The 16,408-nt window shown below is 70.0% G+C and carries 16 protein-coding genes and 1 pseudogene; 8 read left to right on the forward strand and 9 right to left on the reverse strand.

The window, feature by feature from the left end; genetic code table 11:
- The 4 genes from ABZU25_RS06250 to ABZU25_RS06265 all read right to left on the reverse strand — a co-directional run.
- Window positions 1-857, reverse strand: an 857-nt coding sequence (locus tag ABZU25_RS06250) for a non-reducing end alpha-L-arabinofuranosidase family hydrolase (protein WP_355028254.1), incomplete at its 3' end; no start/stop codon positions are given.
- Between the two features lie 160 nt (window positions 858-1,017).
- The gene (locus tag ABZU25_RS06255; RefSeq protein ID WP_355028255.1) at window positions 1,018-2,757 is read right to left on the reverse strand and encodes a multicopper oxidase family protein; all 1,740 of its coding nucleotides are present in this window, start codon (window positions 2,755-2,757) and stop codon (window positions 1,018-1,020) included.
- On the reverse strand, window positions 2,754-3,200 hold the full coding sequence (locus tag ABZU25_RS06260; protein ID WP_355028256.1) for a DUF6220 domain-containing protein: 447 nt from the start codon (window positions 3,198-3,200) through the stop codon (window positions 2,754-2,756). Before ABZU25_RS06260 ends, ABZU25_RS06255 begins: the two co-directional genes overlap by 4 nt.
- 9 nt (window positions 3,201-3,209) lie before the next feature.
- Window positions 3,210-4,199 (reverse strand): carboxymuconolactone decarboxylase family protein, encoded by a 990-nt coding sequence (locus tag ABZU25_RS06265; protein ID WP_355028257.1) that lies wholly within the window; start codon window positions 4,197-4,199, stop codon window positions 3,210-3,212.
- 143 nt (window positions 4,200-4,342) lie between these two features.
- Between ABZU25_RS06265 and ABZU25_RS06270 the strand changes: the two genes are divergently transcribed.
- From ABZU25_RS06270 to ABZU25_RS06280, 3 genes are all read left to right on the forward strand, one after another.
- Entirely contained in the window at window positions 4,343-5,686 is a 1,344-nt protein-coding gene (locus tag ABZU25_RS06270) for a histidine kinase (RefSeq protein WP_355028258.1), read from the forward strand.
- Window positions 5,683-6,345 carry a response regulator transcription factor gene (locus tag ABZU25_RS06275; RefSeq protein ID WP_355028259.1) on the forward strand — a complete coding sequence of 221 codons (663 nt, stop codon included), beginning with the start codon at window positions 5,683-5,685 and terminating at the stop codon, window positions 6,343-6,345. Before ABZU25_RS06270 ends, ABZU25_RS06275 begins: the two co-directional genes overlap by 4 nt.
- 100 nt (window positions 6,346-6,445) lie before the next feature.
- Window positions 6,446-7,159 (forward strand): hypothetical protein, encoded by a 714-nt coding sequence (locus tag ABZU25_RS06280; RefSeq protein WP_355028260.1) that lies wholly within the window; start codon window positions 6,446-6,448, stop codon window positions 7,157-7,159.
- A 27-nt stretch (window positions 7,160-7,186) separates the two neighbouring features.
- Here ABZU25_RS06280 and ABZU25_RS06285 read toward each other — a convergent pair whose 3' ends face one another.
- Together ABZU25_RS06285 and ABZU25_RS06290 are read right to left on the reverse strand one after the other, a co-directional pair.
- Window positions 7,187-7,489, reverse strand: coding sequence for a hypothetical protein (locus tag ABZU25_RS06285; protein ID WP_355028261.1), 303 nt, complete (start codon window positions 7,487-7,489; stop codon window positions 7,187-7,189).
- Entirely contained in the window at window positions 7,486-7,626 is a 141-nt protein-coding gene (locus ABZU25_RS06290; protein ID WP_355028262.1) for a hypothetical protein, read from the reverse strand. The genes ABZU25_RS06285 and ABZU25_RS06290 overlap by 4 nt, the downstream gene beginning before the upstream one ends.
- Before the next feature lie 486 nt (window positions 7,627-8,112).
- Here ABZU25_RS06290 and ABZU25_RS06295 point away from each other — a divergent pair, with 486 nt between their 5' ends.
- On the forward strand, window positions 8,113-8,967 hold the full coding sequence (locus ABZU25_RS06295) for a helix-turn-helix transcriptional regulator (protein WP_355028263.1): 855 nt from the start codon (window positions 8,113-8,115) through the stop codon (window positions 8,965-8,967).
- Complete coding sequence (locus ABZU25_RS06300) at window positions 8,964-9,149, forward strand: DUF397 domain-containing protein (RefSeq protein WP_355028264.1); 186 nt, start codon at window positions 8,964-8,966, stop codon at window positions 9,147-9,149. Before ABZU25_RS06295 ends, ABZU25_RS06300 begins: the two co-directional genes overlap by 4 nt.
- Before the next feature lie 196 nt (window positions 9,150-9,345).
- On the opposite strand, the gene ABZU25_RS06305 is transcribed toward ABZU25_RS06300, so the two are convergent.
- Both ABZU25_RS06305 and ABZU25_RS06310 read right to left on the reverse strand, forming a co-directional pair.
- Window positions 9,346-9,678, reverse strand: a complete 333-nt coding sequence (locus tag ABZU25_RS06305; protein ID WP_355028461.1) for a transcriptional regulator — start codon at window positions 9,676-9,678, stop codon at window positions 9,346-9,348.
- The gene (locus tag ABZU25_RS06310; RefSeq protein ID WP_355028265.1) at window positions 9,678-10,409 is read right to left on the reverse strand and encodes a hypothetical protein; all 732 of its coding nucleotides are present in this window, start codon (window positions 10,407-10,409) and stop codon (window positions 9,678-9,680) included. The genes ABZU25_RS06305 and ABZU25_RS06310 overlap by 1 nt, the downstream gene beginning before the upstream one ends.
- A gap of 141 nt (window positions 10,410-10,550) precedes the next feature.
- Here ABZU25_RS06310 and ABZU25_RS06315 point away from each other — a divergent pair.
- The 3 genes and pseudogenes from ABZU25_RS06315 to ABZU25_RS06325 form a co-directional block, all read left to right on the forward strand.
- A pseudogene (locus ABZU25_RS06315) lies at window positions 10,551-10,688 on the forward strand (hypothetical protein); the annotation flags it as partial.
- Between the two features lie 55 nt (window positions 10,689-10,743).
- Window positions 10,744-11,907, forward strand: coding sequence for a hypothetical protein (locus tag ABZU25_RS06320; protein ID WP_355028266.1), 1,164 nt, complete (start codon window positions 10,744-10,746; stop codon window positions 11,905-11,907).
- A complete protein-coding gene (locus tag ABZU25_RS06325; protein ID WP_355028267.1) occupies window positions 11,879-13,234 on the forward strand; it encodes a DUF1349 domain-containing protein in 1,356 nt (451 codons plus the stop codon). The genes ABZU25_RS06320 and ABZU25_RS06325 overlap by 29 nt, the downstream gene beginning before the upstream one ends.
- 75 nt (window positions 13,235-13,309) lie before the next feature.
- Here the strand turns inward: ABZU25_RS06325 and ABZU25_RS06330 are convergent, their stop codons facing one another.
- Window positions 13,310-16,312 (reverse strand): glycoside hydrolase family 95 protein, encoded by a 3,003-nt coding sequence (locus ABZU25_RS06330; RefSeq protein ID WP_355028268.1) that lies wholly within the window; start codon window positions 16,310-16,312, stop codon window positions 13,310-13,312.
- Between the last annotated feature and the right edge of the window lie 96 nt (window positions 16,313-16,408).

Below are 16,408 nucleotides of genomic sequence, written 5' to 3' on the forward strand. Positions count from 1 at the left end.
TCAGTCGAGGTCCGGTACGAGAACGCCGGCCCACCCCACTGATAGGTGAGCACCCAGATGTTCTTCGGCGCGAAGTAGAACAACGACGGCGCGACGGTCGCGTTGTTCATCCCGTTCTGGCTCGCCGAGGCCATCTGCGAGTAGTTCGTGAACAGGCCGAAGTTCATCGAACCCCACCTGGTCCCGGTGTCGTGCGTGGTGGCGTAGACCAACTGCTGGCCGTTGTAGGGGGCCACTGTGAAGTCCTTGAGCGACACCCACCCGGACTTCGGGGTAGCCAGCTGACCCGTCGACGACCACCGGTACGACGACGGTAGGTCGCAGCCGTTCGGCGGCGGCGTGGTCGGCGGTGGGGTGGTCGGCGGTGGCGTGGTCGGCGGTGGCGTGGTCGGCGGTGGCGTGGTCGGGGGCGGCGTCGTCGTCGGGGGCGGCGTCACCGGGTTACCGGTACACGCCACCCCGTTCAGCGCGAAGCTCGTCGGCGCGGGGTTGCTGCCCGTCCAGGATCCGTTGAACCCGAACGACACGGTGCCGTTGGTAGCGACCGAACCGTTGTAGCTCACGTTCGCCGCGGTGACCGCGGAGCCACTCTGCGTCAACGAGGTGCTCCACGCCTGGGTGACCGTCTGCCCGGCGGCATAGGACCACGTCAACGTCCAACCAGTCAGTGGATCACCCAGGTTGGTGATCGACACGTTGGCGCTGAATCCGCCCTGCCACTGCGACGGCACGGCATAGTTGACCGAACAGCCCGCCGCCGCGGCACCGGCCGGCAGCGCCGCGACGACAGTCGTCGAGACGAGTAGGGCGACGCCGGCCGACGCCAGACCGACATTGGTGTATCTGGATCTGGTCATAGAGCACCTTCCTGAGGGGGACGGCGGCCATGCATTGGTGGTGGTCGCTGGCGTTGTCGCGTTGTGAGCGTTAACAGGCCGCGACAGGTATGTTACGGGAGCGCTCCCATACCCTCAACCTCGAACTCACGGGTTTCGATCTCCGGCGCTCGTCGGCGGGTCACGCGTACATCAGGTGCAGCGTCATGCCGGCGTCGGCGTGCGCCAGATTGTGGCAGTGGTTGGCCCACACTCCCGGGTTGTCGGCCCGGAACGCCACCTCCCACACCTCCCCCGGTCGGACGTCGAACGAGTCCAGCCACAACGGACTCCCGGTCGCCGGTCTCCCGTCGCGCGACAGCACCAGGACGTGGTGGCCGTGCAGATGCCACGGGTGCACGACCGGTGACCGGTTGACGATCGTGAACCTGACGGCGTCATGGAGGCGCACGACCTGCGGCGGGATGTCCGGGTCGGCCGCGCCGTTGACGGTGTGCGCGTAGCGCGGGAGCAGGTCGTGCAGGTCGAGGCCGCGATCGAGAACCATTGTGAAGTGCCTGTCGAACCGGGACCACGGCACCGCGGAGGCAGCGCCGTAGCGGAGCGGATCCAGCACCGGCCAGTCGCCCGCCGGCGTCGACACCGGTCCGGTCGAGTAGACCACCCGTCCGTCGACGAACAACGCCACCGGCGTGGCTGGTGCGGTGAACACCAGGTCGTAGCGACCCCCGGCGGGGATCAGCACGGCGGTGTCCACGAGCGACGTCGGGCCTCGCAGGTCGGCACCATCGATCGCGGCGACCCGGAACGCGGTCCCGGCCAGGGCGTAGCGGTGCGTCGTGCTGTCGGTGTTGATCAGCCGCAGCCGCACGGGGTCGCCCGCCTCGACGCGCTCGGTTCTCGGTGCGGGCAACGCCCGGCCCGCCAGCGTGTGCACCGGCACCGTGACGTCGAGGCCGACCGTCGGCCCCGGGCGGACCACCAGGACTCCGTAGAGGCCCATCCGCACACCGACATCGGAGACCGAATGCGTGTGGTACCAGTACGTCCCGGCCTGGTGCGCGCGGAACCGGTAGACGAACTCCTGGCCGGGCAGCACCGCGGCCTGCGTCACTCCCGGCACCCCGTCCTGACTGTTCGGCACGTCGTACCCGTGCCAGTGCAGCGTGACGCCTCGCCCGATGTCCCGGTTGCGCAGCGTAACCTCCACCACGTCGCCGACGGTGGCGGTCAACTCCGGCCCGGGTACCTGCGCGTTGAACGCCCAGGCCGCGACGTCGCGGCCACTCACGCGCACCGTGGCGGTCCCGGCCGTCAGGGTGAACCGCCGGGTCGGTTCGTCGGTGGTCCGCGCGTCCCGATACCCATGATCGTGGGGTACGGCGGGCGCGGCGGCCGGGACGACGGTCAGCCCGGTCCCGGTCACCAACGCCCCGACCGCCACCACGAGGGCCACCCGGGAGGTCGCCCGGGACGGACGCGCGCCGAGAGCCCGCCACGACACGGCCGTCGCCGCGACGGTTGCGGCGACCGCGAGCAGTCCCGCGCCCGCCGACGCCGGATAGCCGTGCAGGACCGTCACGAACAGGGCACTGCTCGTGGCGTACCCGGCGAAGAGAAGCCGGACCGCCACGGACCGGATGTCGCCCGGGACCGGAAGCAAGCGCGGCCCGGCCACTGCCACCGCCGCGAGCGACAGCGGGGCGGCGACGAGGAGCTTCTCCGCCGCGAACCACCAGCCCGCGCGAGCGAGCGCGGTGATCGTGATCGCGCGGGCGAGGGTGGCGAGCAGGGCGACGGCCCCCAGCGCCAGGGCGAGCGGCCGGCGTCGGACGGCCGCCGCCGCGCCGCCGCCCAGCCAACCGGCGGCAGTGAGGACCGCGAGCACGAGATCGACAGCGAGCAGCGAGCCGGTGGTCATGCCGGCTCCCCCGCGCGGGCCGGCACGGGAGCGGCGTCGATCGGCGCCGCCAGCTTTCGCGCCGCCTGGAGAACGCCGACCACGACGTGTACCGCGATGATCCCGTTGACGGCGTGCAGTCCACCGATGGTCAGGCCGAGCGGGGTGCTGACGCCCGCGGCGTCAGTGGACGCGCTGGCGAACATGGCGAGGAGCGCCTGCACGACGACGAGGCCGATCGGCAGGAGCGCCAGTGCGACGAGCCGGCCCGGCGCCCTCGCCAGCGCCGCGAACAGCGCGGTGAGCAGTGTGAGCACTGGGATGACCACCATCCCGTTGACGCTGTGCAGGGTGTACGCGCCGTCGGCAGCCGGTTTCGTGAACCCGCCGACGGCGGCGAAGACGAACTGCAGGACGAACGCGACGAGCAACAGGGCGCTGATGACGACGAATGCCTTACGCACGGCGATCTCCTAGAGGTGCGCCGAGGCCAATGCCCGGGCGACGTAATCGGTGGCCGTGATCGCCCCGTAGGCGACAAGCCGTACGAGGTCGGCGTCGGCGGGATGGGAGAGCCGCCAGAGACCGACGTCGCCGACGCTTATCGCGCTCGGCGCGAACGCCGCCAGCAGGGCGATCCGCGTTCCGACGCGGTCCCTGCCCGGCACGTCCCGGACCAGGTCGACGGCCCAGTCCGCCGGCCTGGCCGGGAACCGCCCGTCCTCCCACAGCACGGTGGCCGTGACGGTCTGTCGGGCCACGTCGCCGAGCAGGTCGCCGCCCCGGGCGGCGGCGTCGGTCAGGGCCGCGTAGGCGACGCCCACCGGGCTGTCTTCCGCCCAGGCGGGTGCCGCCGTCGTCCCGGCGCCCAGGAGCGCGAGGCTCCGGCCGGCTTCCTTCGGTTCCCGGGCCGCGCGGGCGGAGAACCAGCCACCGACCGACCGCACCAGGGGGGACCGTTGCAGGCCGCCGGGGAGCAGATCGGGATCGAGCAGGGCGGACACGACCCGGTTGATGAAGTGGAAGGCGAGCAGGGTGCCGGTGACCTCGGGGCGGTACGGGCTGGTCCAGCCGGTGGCCCCGGGGCTCCGGCTCGCCCGCGCCCAGGCGACGAGTTCCGCCTGCCGCGTTTCGGTTGGTGTCCCGTCCCGGACGACGACCTCGGCGAGCTTCGGCGCGCCCAGGGCGTGCAGCAGCGTCGCATGGGCGTCGACGCAGAACTGGCAGCGGTTGGCCCGGGACACCGCCGCCGCGACGAGTTCCCGGTCGACCCGGGAGGCGTTCCCGGCGAGCAGGGCCTCGCGCATCAGCGCCCAGGTCGCGGCAAGCACCTCCGGCACCGCCGCGAGCACCTGGAAGGTGGGCAGTGGCCCGAGGAAGTCGTCCGACATCTGCCGGTAGACCGCCGCGGTCAGGCCGGTCGCGGCCGCGGCTTTCACTGGGGTGGAGAAGCGGTATGTCATGGTCTCGATGCTGGCCTCGACGCGCCGGGAAAACGTCGTGCCGTCGCAGGCACTCGGCCGGCTGCCACTACCGCGTCCGTGGTACGCCCTCCTACCGCGGGTGGTGGATGCTCAGTGCGAACGGCCCGTTCTACCCTTCGACAATGCGTCGAGACCTGCCGTACGCCCTCAGTGGCCTCGCCCTCGGCGGCCTCCTGCTCGGCAACGCCGCGCTCGCGCCGGACGCCGCAGCGGTTGGCGCTGTCGACGTCGCCCTCGTCCTGGCCATGTCGGTCGCCCTGGCGGTGTGCCGGCGGTACCCGGCGGCGGCGCTGGGCGTGGTGACCGCCGCCATGCTGGCCCTGCACCTCCGGGTGCATCCGGGGGTGTCCGCCGCGTTTCCGGTGCTCGCCGCCGTCTACGTCGCCGCCTGGCGGGGGCAGCGGGTGGCCGCCGCGCTCGCCAGTCTCGCCTTCCTCGGTGGGTTCCTGGCCCGGGACATCTCGATGGCGCCGGCCGGCCAGCTGGTCGTCGAGCGAACGCCTTTGCTGCTGGGCTGGTTCGTGGCGGCCAACGTGGCGGGGCTCGTCGCGCGGCAGCGCCGGGCGTACCTGGAACAGGTCGAGCAGCGGGCGGTCGAGGCCGAACGCACCCGCGAGGAGATGGCGTTGCGTCGTGCCGGGGAAGAGCGCCTGCGCATCGCCCGCGACCTGCACGACTCGCTGACCCACAGCATCTCCGTGATCAAGGTGCAGGCCGGGATCGCGGTGCACCTCGCCCGCAAGCACGGCGAGGAGCCGTCGGCCACGCTGCTGGCGATCCAGGAGGCCAGCAGCGCCGCGATGCGGGAGCTGCGCACCACACTCGACTTCCTGCGCGCGCCCGCCGACGAGGACCGCCTCGGGCTGGCCCGGGTGGACGAGCTCGCCGAGCGGACCCGCGCCGCCGGCGTACCGGTGCACGTCACCGTCACCGGTGAGGCCGGGGACCTGCCCGCCGAGGTCGACAAGGCCGGGTATCGCGTCGTCCAGGAGGCGCTGACAAACGTCGCCCGCCACGCCGGCCCCGCCACCGCGCACATCCACGTCGAGTACGCCCCGACGCAGCTCACCGTCTCGGTCGCCGACGACGGCCTGGCCACACCGGCCCACCCGATGACACCCGGCGTGGGCCTGCGCGGCATGCGGGAGCGGGTGACCGGGCTGGGCGGCACACTGCGTGCCGCCGCCGGCAGCGACAGCGGATTCACGGTCCGGGCCACCTTCCCGCTGGACGGCCCCGGCGTCCGAACAGCCCGGTCCGCGACGGATCGTGGCGGTGCCGACCGGAGGGAGGAGCCGTCACGGCCGAGCGCCCCGCGCGAGGTCCAGCCAGCTCAGTCCGCCACGGATCGTGGCGGTGCCGACCGGAGGGAGGAGCCGTCACGGCCGAGCGCCCCGCGCGAGGTCCAGCCAGCTCAGTCCGCGACGGATCGTGGCGGTGCCGACCGGAGGGAGGAGCCGTCATGATCCGGGTTCTGCTCGCCGACGATCAGGCGCTGATGCGGGCCGGTTTCCGGGCCCTGCTCGACGCGGAGGACGATCTGGAGGTCGTCGGCGAGGCCGGCGACGGTGCCGCCGCCGTCCACCTGTCGCGACGCCTGCGCCCGGACGTGGTGCTCATGGACGTGCAGATGCCGGGGCTGGACGGCATCGAAGCCACCCGCCGCATCGCCGCCGATCCGGACCTCGCCGCGGTCCGCGTCCTCATTGTCACGAACTACGGGCTCGACTCCTACGTGTTCGCCGCGCTGCGCGCGGGTGCCAGTGGTTTCCTGCTGAAGGACGCGGACCCCGCGGACCTGTTGCAGGCCGTCGCGGTCGTGGCGCGCGGCGACGCGCTGCTCGCGCCGGCCGTCACGCGGACGCTCATCAGCGAGTTCGTGTCCGGTCCGCCGCCATCCGAACCGGCGGCCGGACGCGGTGTGCTCACCGCGCGCGAGCGGGAGATCGTCGAGTTGGTCGGCAACGGGCTGAGCAACGACGAGATCGCCCTGCGCATGGTGATCAGTCCGTTGACCGCCAAGACACATGTCAATCGGGCGATGACGAAGCTGCACTGCCGTGACCGCGCCCAGCTCGTCGTGTGGGCGTACGAGTCGGGCTTGATCACGCCGCGTCGCCGATGATCGCCGGCCGCGCCGGCGAGGGCACCCGTCGACACATGGGGTGGGGCCGACGCACTAGCATTGCCGCCGTCCGACGACGGCTCTGCTGAAACGAGGCGACATGCGTTGGCTCCGGCGGTTGCTGGGCGGTAGGCGGGTCCAGCTCGATCCGGGACGACAGCAGGCGCTGCTCCACGATGTGCAGCACCGCTACGGCGTCCACGCGCAGATCCGGTTCACCGAGCAGGTCGAGGCGCTCACCACCACCCTGGACAGCGACGACGGCCTGGTGGTGGCGGCCCGGATCGTGGGTCAGGTCGCCGACGAGGCGCACGTGGACCTGCAGTCCCAGGCACAGGAGATCCACCGGCGGACGGGCCGGCGGCTGCTTGTGCACCGCCGCAACTACCGTCCGCTGTGGCGGGAGGCCGGGCCCGCGCTGCGGTGGCCGCTGTTCGCGTTGCCGTCCGGCTTCTACCCGTACGCCCAGGTGGCCGCCGCCGTCGCGGTGCTCGGCAGCCGGGCTCCCCGGCTCGACCGGGTGACCGACCCGACTCCGCTCCTGACCCGCATGTTCGAGGTGCTCGACCTCACCACCGCGGGCTGGGAGTACGGCCGGGTGCGGGTGGACACCGATGCCGCCGCGCTGGCCGATCGACTGATCACGACCGCCGGACAGGTTCTCGCCGCCATGGACGACCCTCCCCGGCTGCCACCGTCGGTTCGGGAGCTGATGCGCCGCAACAACACCTTCGACGTGCACGACCCGGCCGGCCCCCGGGTGGTGGGTGGGATCAACCTGGGCGCGAAGATGCGGGAGAACTTCCTGGTCTGAGCACCCTCGGGCGCTCCTGATCGGCGCTCAGGGATGTGCTGGCTCGCCCAACTGAAGACTCGACCAGGCCGTCACGCGCGAGCTGGACTGCCTCGGTTGCACACGCTCCGGCGCGGTTCGCCGTTGGGTGCGCAACCCAGCCCTCAGGACGTAGAGCTCGCGCTTGGCCGTAGCCAGCCCCTTCGTGTCGAGCACGTACCCGGTAAGCCAGATCCAGTCGTTGTACGGGTCGGTCTCGCCGATCGACACCAGACGCAGCATCAGCGCCCGGTCCCCCGAGAACTGCACCGAGCAGGCCGCCCCGATCAGCACGACGTCTCCAGGCCTCATGCCAGCCATCCGAGGAACCGTCGGTACAACGCAGCATCTGGTGCCCAGGACATGTCGTGCGTCGCTGCGGTGAGGTGCGACCCCAGGTAGCCGGCCAGCGCGGCCGGCGACGTCTCGTACTCATCCAGCAACTCCATTCGGCGAGCGGCACAGGGCCAGGGCCGTTCGCATCCCTCGCACAGCCAGAGCGGCAGGACCGGGCCGTGTGTGGTCATCGGCCCTCACCTGGCCAGTGGCCCCGGTTGATCGGGATCTTGTGTCGGGCCCGACACGGCAGCTCGTTCCCGCACTTGCAGACGTTCCGCCACTTCACCCACGACCACACCGGCTTGTGCCTGCGAGCCAGGGTCATCGCTGCCGCCGCCAGGTATTCGCCGTAAGGCACGTGCCGGCTCATCTGCACTCCCTCGTAGAGGTTCGCGGCAGCGCGGCCACCAACAGCCACCCGACCACCACACCCAGCGCAATGGTTTACCGGTCAACGTGGATATGCAATATTACATTTTGGATGAAACGTAAGAGTAGATTTCATCTTGATAGATTTCATTGCGATGCGTGACCGGCAGGCGTTACATACCGAGTGCAAGCGGCGCCCGGTATGTAGTCACGGAAAGAAGGCGGCAGTGACGACAGACACTGGCTCTACGGTCCCAAGGCGACAGCTAGGGCGGTACCTGCGGCAGCTTCGCGAGGAAGCCCGCGTGACGGTCAAGGCAGCAGCCGACGCGCTTGAGTGGTCGACACCGAAGATTTGGCGCATCGAGACTGGCGCTACTTCGATGAGATCGCTCGACGTAGAAGCGATGTGCAAAATCTACAGAGCGTCACCAGAATTGACGGAGGCTCTGATGGGCCTCGCGAAGGAGACGAAGGGTCGAGGCTGGTGGCACTCCTACGGCGATGCCGTCCCCGAGTGGTTCGAGCTGTACGTGGGACTGGAGGCCGCAGCAGCTCGACTCCGGACGTACGAAGCACAGCTTGTTCCCGGCCTCCTCCAGACCGAGACGTACGCCGCCCGCGTCTTGCAGATAGCCCGTCCAGACATTACCCGGGCAGAGATCGAGCGACGGCTAGCCGTGCGTCTCGGTCGTCAGACGCTGCTGACGCGCTCGGCACCACCCGCTCCGCAGTTCGGCGTTCTGCTTGAGGAGCCTGTCTTGCGTCGAGGGTTGGACGCAGAGCAACTGCAACACCTGATCAAGGTCAGCAGACAGCCGAACGTCTCGCTGCGAGTAATTCCGTTAGCCGGGGGTCTGCACCGGGGCAACATGACCAGCGGCACCTTCACGGTCCTCGAATTCGAGGGGGGAGCCGAGCCGTCGATCATCTACTCCGACAGCCTCACAGGTGCGCTCTACCTCGATAAGCCCGCCGAGGTCGCAACGTACGGGGAGGCGTGGGACATCATGGAGAACCTGGCGCTGACCGAAGCGCAGTCTCGCAAACTCCTGGCATCGATCGCGGAGGAATTAACATGACCACGCTCAACTGGAAGACGAGCACCCGCAGCAACGAGGGCAACTGCGTCGAGGTTGCCACACCGCTCCCGGTCGTCATGGTCAGAGACTCCAAGGACCGGCAGGGACCGGTGCTGTCGTTCGGCGCGGGTCAGTGGGCCGGCTTCGTCCGGGGCATCAAGGGCGGCACGTTCAACGTCTGACATCGGTGCCGGGCGGGTGAAGCGCTCCGTCTTCCTTCGTCTGCCTCCACAACCATCGGCCCTGGACTCCGTCTAGCGGATCATGAATCTCGTTCATTGGACAGGCATCGCCCGTGGGAATGAACCCCACTGAGCCGTGGGCGGACCGGATCCGGTATGGCGCAGGGTCGGTCCGCGCGCGTCGGCTGCCCGCCGGTCACCGGTCGGCGGTCGGCGGTGTTTCCGCTTGTTCGACCTCCTGGATGAGTCGCTTGAGGTGGGCGATCTCGTCGCGCAGGGCGGCGTGACCGGCGGCGGTGAGGGTGATCCAGGTGCGCGGGCGCTTGCCCTCGTAGCCCTTCTCGATGTGGATCAGCTCGGCCTTCTCAAGGACCGTCAGGTGCTGCCCGAGGTTACCGGCGGTCAGCTGCAGGGTGGTACGGAGGAAGCCGAACTCGACCTGGCGGCCCTGGTGCGCGATGGCCATGATGCCGAGCCGGACGCGCTGGTGGACGACGTCGTCGAGGCCGTTGGCGGGGTGATCGGTCATCATGCGCGAACCGCGGGGGTCGGCCGGAACAGGGCGAAGGCGGCGGCGCCCAGGAGCAGCATCGCCGCCGGGACGAGCAGGTGCGGCAGGAAGAACCACGGCGACGACGAGTGAATTACCTGGTTGCCCTGCGCCATGCCGATCGCCAGGTAGACAAGGGTGTACGCCAGCAGCGCCCAGTGGCGTTCGACCCAGGCGAGCACCAGCAGCGCCAGCCCGATCGTCGCCAGGGGACTGGCCAGCCCGTTGACGAGCCACGCGGCCGGCCCGACCTCGATCTGCGCCGGATCGGTGGAGAAGGGGTCGGCGGGCTGGGGAAGGAGCGGGTGGAACGTCAACCAGATCGACACGGCTGTCATCAGCACGGCCAACGCGACGCCGACGACGACGTAGGGGCGGATGGGGGTGCCCAGGCCGCGCTGTCGGGACTGCCTGATGTAGAAGGCCGCGATCGCCGCGTAGGCGAGCAGCAGCGCGCTTGTCCAGTACCCGAGCTCCACCGGGTTGGGCGCCTGGCAGACCGTGTGCTGCGGGCTGGATCGGCAGGTGCCGAAGACGTCGAGGTAGGGGGCGTACCGGTAGACGGGGATCGCGACCAGGGTGATCGTCGCGAAGACCAGCAGCGGGAACCAGGTGCCGCGCTGGGCGACCCGGACCCGGCGCGTCAGGTCACGTACGACCGCCAGCAGCTCGTGAGGGCTGCCCGTCTGAGGAACAGGCTCGTCTGTCATGGAGTTAGCTTTGCATTACAGACCTAGCTGCGCAAGAGAGCGCCTGACACTCTTTCGTGGTCCGTGCTGGGACGGGGACCCGCCGCGACAACTGCGCGCAACCGCTTGCCCGCCCGCCGAACACCGCTCGACCATGTGCGCATGGGGCCGGAGCGTCGTGTCATCCTCGGGGTCGACGTGGGCACCACCGCCGTACGGGCTGGCGCGTTCGCGGTGGACGGCTCCGCCCGACACGTGCGGACGCGGGCGTACCCGCTGCTCCAACCGCTGCCCGGCTGGCAGGTACAGGACCCCGACGTGCTGGTGGCGGCCACCCTGGCGGCGGTGTCCGCGTGTGTCGCCGACACCGCCGGGGCGATTCGCACCGGACACGCTTACCAACAGCCAACTCGACCCGTACGGCGCCGACTTCCGGGGCTGGTGGCACCGCCGGGCACAGCAGATCCAGGCCGCCATCCCGGACTTCATGGGCTTCACGGTGAAGGCCAACTCGGAGGGCCAGCCCGGGCCACAGGACTTCGGGTACGACCACGGCGACGGCGCCAACGGCATCGGCGCGGCGGTCGCGCCACTCGGCATGACCGTCCACTGGCGGACGTTCGTCTACAACGCCGAGGTCGACAACGACCGGCTCAAGCGGGCCTACCTGGAGTTCGGGCCGATCGACGACGAGGTCCAACCGGACGGCACCAGCGGACGCTTCGCCGACAACGTGTTCCTGCAGACCAAGAACGGGCCGCTGGACTTCCAGGCCCGGGAGCCCGTCCATCCGATGTTCGGCCGGATGGAGAACACCAACCAGGCCCTGGAGCTCCAGGTCACGCAGGAGTACACGGGTCAGAACTGGATGCTGACCTACCTCGGCCCGATGTACGAGGAGATCCTCAAGACCGACACGTACGCGACCGACGAGCACGGCAGGCTGCTGCGCGAGCGCCTGGTCGGCGACATCGTCGACGGGACCGCCCAGCACCATCGGGACACCGCGATCGTCGGTGTCGCCAATCTCGGCAACGCCGACAACCTGACCGGGCACCACTTGTCCCAGGCGAACCTCTTCGCCTTCGGCCGGCAGGCGTGGGACTGGACGCTCGACTCGTCGGACATCGCGACGGACTGGGTCCGGATGACCTGGAGCAACGACAGTCGTGTCGTCGACACCATCCGAAAGATGATGATGGGGTCGTGGGAGGCGCTGGTGAGCTACCAGACGCCGCTGGGCATCGGCCACCAGTTCGCCGAGGGCGCCCACTACCGCCCCGACCCGGCCGACTGGGCGGGCCGCGACGACTGGAGCCCGGTCTACTACAACCAGGCCGACAGCGTCGGCCTCGGCTTCGACCGCTCCCCGACCGGCAGCAACCTGGCCGCCCAGTACTTCCCCCGGCTCCAGCGGCGGTACGGGGACATCGACTCGGTTCCGGAGAACCTGCAGATGTGGTTCCACCACGTGCCGTGGGGGCCATCGGATGGACAGCGGCCGAACGTTCTGGGATGAGCTGGTCTACCGCTACCAGATGGGCGTCCAGTACGTGACCTGGATGCGGGAGACCTGGGAGACGCTCGGGGCCGACATCGACGCGCGGCGGTTCGCGGAGGTACGCGCCAAGCTGGCCGTCCACGAGACGGACGCCGCCGACTGGCGGGACACGTCGGTGCGGTACTGGAAGGAGTTCAGCGGGCGGGACATCCCGGTCGACGACGCTCCCCTCTCGGCGAGGATCGTCGTCAACGGTACGGAGTTCGGCGGCTTCAACCTGTCCGACCCGTCGTACACCATTCCGGTGCCGGCCGGCGGCTCCCCCACCATCACGAAGGTGCGGACGACCGACCGGAAGGCGCGCTACCAGATCGTGTCCCAGGCGGCGAGCGTTCCCGGGCAGGCGATCGTCAAGGTCACGACGGAGGGCTTCTTCGGCCCGCTGGTGAAGAACTACGTCTTCAACCTGGTGCCCGACACGACGCTGACGCGCCTGCGCGTCGACGGCGAGCCGCTGACCTCCTTCGCACCGACGGTGCGGCACTACAACGCCCTCGTGCCGGCCGGCACCACTGCCGTGCCGACGGTCACCGCCGATGCCGCCGATCCCGCCGCCACCGTCGCGGTCGAGCAGGCGGGCAGCGCCACCGGGCAGGCTCGGGTCACCGTCACGAACGGCGCTGCGACGTCGGTCTACACGGTGGACCTGAACACCACGAGCACCGGCAGCGACGAGTTCGGCGCGACCCCACTCGGCCCCCAGTGGCAGTGGGTACGACCGGACGAGAGCCGGTGGCGTCTGGCCGACGGCTCGCTTGTCATCACCGCGCAGCAGGGTGACCTGCAGGGCGCCACCAACACCGCGAAGAACCTGGCCCTCCAGGACGTCGACGGTGACTGGACAGCGGAATCCACTATCGTCTTCTCCCGCCCGCTGGCGAACAACAACGAACAGGGCGGCGTCATCGGGTACGCCGACGACGACAACTACGTCAAGCTCGCCTGGGAGATGGGCAGCGCGACAGCGGCCGTCAACAAGGTGCGGATCGTCCTGCTCCGCGAGCAGAACGGCGCGACGTCGACTGTGGAGATCACCGGCGCGGACGCCCAGCGGATCGTCGGGGCCGACGGCGCCGTCCGGCTGCGACTCGCCAAGATCGGAGACACCTACCGCGCCTACTACTCACGCGACGGGAAGGTCTACCGCTTCATCGGCTCCACGACGTTGGACGCCGAGCCGACGAAGGCCGGGCTGCTGGCCTTCAACCGGGCCGGCACCTCCACCAACCTCGACGTCTCGTTCGACTACTTCCGGATCGAGAGCCGAGGTGAGCGCATTCGCTGACGCCCGACGACGTCCGGGCCCGTCCCCACTCGGGGACGGGCCCGGACGCGTTCACCGGTGCGGGGACCGAAGCGGTCAGCCCCCGATGGCGATGGCGAAGATGTGCATTGTCGACACGTTGGTCGCCGCCTGGGCGCTGATGTTGGGCAGCACGACCTGGGCGACCGCCTTGCTCTGCAACGTGACACCCACGTAGTAGATGCAGGCGGCGGTGTTCTGCCGCTGGTTGTTGGGCCGGTTCTGGTACGCGGACACGATGGCGGCGGTGCCCGCCGAGCTCGGCCCGCCGTACCAGTCGGGTGTGCTCAGCGTGAACGTCTGGCGGGTGCCGTCGGCGTAGACCACGGTGCCGGTGCCCGACGGGGCGCCGTAGGTGCCGGTCAGGAGGAAGCCGAGCGTGCTGCCGGTGCCGGTCACGCTGATGGTCTGGCCCGAGGCGATGGCGTTGTCGGCGGCCCCGGAGCTGACGTTGGGCCAGCGGAAGTTGACCCCGTTGCGGCTCACCGTGCCGCCCGGGCTGGCGCCGGCCTGCGCCAGGGCCTGCGCGGAGAGTGAGGCCCCGCCACCGTCGAAGTTGCCGACGCCTGTGTTGCTGTCACTGGTGATGCCGACGTTGCTGAAGCTCTGCTCCAGCGTGGGGCTGGTGGTGCCCCCCGCGCTGGTGACCCGGTAGGTGCGTCCGGCCTGGACGGTGGCCTCGATGAGGTCGGTCTCGATCCGGGTGGTCCGCGCGGCCGTACCGTCGGCGGTGTCGACCATCGTGACGGTGCCGGTGACGAGCCGGCCGCGCAGGCGGACGGTGCCGGCGCGATCCGGACGGAGCAGCGCCTCGCTGGCCAGCCCGTTGCTCCACGTGATGCTGACCGTGTGCCCGCCTCGACCCCGCAGGCCGGCCACCCGCCCGCTCGCCCAGGCCGGCGGCAGTGCGGGCAGGATGTGCAGTTCACCGGCGTGGCTCTGCAACAGCATCTCGGCGATGCCGGCGGTGGCGCCGAAGTTGCCGTCGATCTGGAACGGCGGGTGCAGGTCGAACATGTTGGGCGCGAGCCGTGCGGTGGTGGCGAGGTAACGGATCAGGTCGTGGGCCCGCTTGCCCTCCTCCATCCGAGCCCAGAAGTTGATTTTCCAGGCCAGCGACCAGCCCGTGCCGTCGTCACCGCGCAGCGCCAGGGTCCGCCGGGCCGCCTCGAACAGCTGGGGGGTGCCGCGCTTGGTGATCTGGTTGCTGGGGGCCAGACCGTAGAGGTGCGAGATGTGCCGGTGGTTGGGCTCGGTCTCCACCCAGTCGTAGAGCCACTCCATGATGTTGCCGCGCGAGCCGACCTTCATGGGTGGGAGCCGGTCCCGGGTGGCGCGAACCTGGGCCCGGAAGGTGCTGTCCACGTCGAGGATCTCGCTCGCGCGGGCGCAGGCGTCGAACAGGTCCCGCAGGATCTGGTTGTCCATCGTGGGGCCGGCGCAGACGCTGGCGTTCGCGTGGTGGCTGAGCTCCGGCGAGTTCGACGGGTTGGTCACCAGGTACCCGAGGGTCGGTTCGGTCACCAGGGTGTTGAGGAAGAACTGCGCCGCGCCCTTCATGGCCGGGTAGTTCGTCCGCAGGAACTCGATGTCGCCGTTGAACTGGTAGTGGTCCCAGATCAACGTGGACAGCCAGGCGCCGCCGGTCTGCCACATGCCCCAGAACGCGCCGTCCACCACCGCGGTGGCCCGCCACGCGTCGGTGTTGTGGTGGGTGACCCAGCCACTGGCGGAGCCGTACTGCACCTGGGCGGTCCGCGCTCCGGCGACGGCGAGGTCTCTGACCATGTCGAAGACCGGGTTGTGGCACTCGGCCAGGTTGGTGGTGTTGGCCGGCCAGTAGTTCATCGGCAGGTTGGCGTTGATTGTGTATTTCGAGTCCCAGGATGGGGTCAGCGAGTCGTTCCAGATGCCCTGGAGGTTCGCTGGCTGGGTGCCGGGCCGCGAGGACGAGATCAGCAGGTACCGGCCGAACTGGAACAGCAGTGCCGAGAACTGCGGGTCGTTGACGCTGTTGTGCTGGGCGATCCGGACATCCGTCGTCTGGTCGGCGGCGGAGGTGCGGCCCAGGTCGAGAGTCACCCGCCCGAACAGCGCCTGGTAGTCGGCCACGTGCCGGCTGCGCAGCTGGTCGTAGCTGCTGGCCCGCGCGGCGGTGAGGCGCTGGCGGGCGATGCCCTGGTAGTCGCCGCCGACGTTGCGGTAGTTGACGTAGCTGGAGCCGATGGAGATCAACAGGGTCACGCTGTTGGCGTTTGTCACCCGCAGGGTGCCGCCGGAGCTGGACACACTGCCGCCGGTGACTGTCGCGTTGGCCAGCGCGAGGAAGCGGACCTGGCCGTTGACGCCCTCCATGTTCCCGGAGACGCCGTCGAGGCCGATCGTGGTGCCGTCCGGGCTGGACACCGTCGTGCGCTGCGGGCTGTCGAAGGTGGCGGTGAAGCTGATCGAGCCGGTCCGATCGGCGGTCAGCCGCATCGCGATGACCTGGTCCGGTGCGCTGGCGAACACCTCCCGCTGGTGACGGACGCCGTTGAGCACGTACGTCGTCGTGGCGGTGGCGGTGGTGAGGTCCAGCGTCCGGTTGTACTGAGAGGCTCCGCTGGCGGAGCCGAAGGCGAGTCGGAGGTTGCCGACGGTCTGGTAGGCCAGTTGGCCGCCGGGGTTGCCCATCATGGTCTGGTTGATCAGATCCTGGGCCTGGGTCCACTGGTTCGCGTTGACCAGCCGCCGGATCTCCGCCAGCGCCGCCGCGCCTCGGGTGTTGCTGGGGTCGTGGGGCCCACCGGCCCAGACGGTGTCCTCATTGAGCTGGAGTCGTTCCGAGTCGACATTGCCGAAGACCATGGCGCCGAGCCGGCCGTTGCCGATCGGCAACGCCCTGAGCCAGTCGGTGCCGGCGGACTCGTCGTACCAGAGCGCGAGGTCACCGGCGGCCAGCACCTGCGGCGGCGCCACCGAGTCCGCGTTGGCCACGGCCGTCCAGGGCAGAGGTAGGAGGGCACCTCCCGCACCGGCTGCGCCGATCTTGAGGGCTTGGCGGCGGGTCAGGTCTGACATCGATCCTCCAAACGGTGACCGATCCGGCCACCCCGATGCGTGACAACTGTGGTAACCGAGATGGGTCCGCTTCTCGGGCCGACCAGGACCTTGTGG

It is taken from the genome of Micromonospora sp. NPDC005215 (genome assembly GCF_040607915.1).
Taxonomy (GTDB): Bacteria; Actinomycetota; Actinomycetes; order Mycobacteriales; family Micromonosporaceae; genus Micromonospora.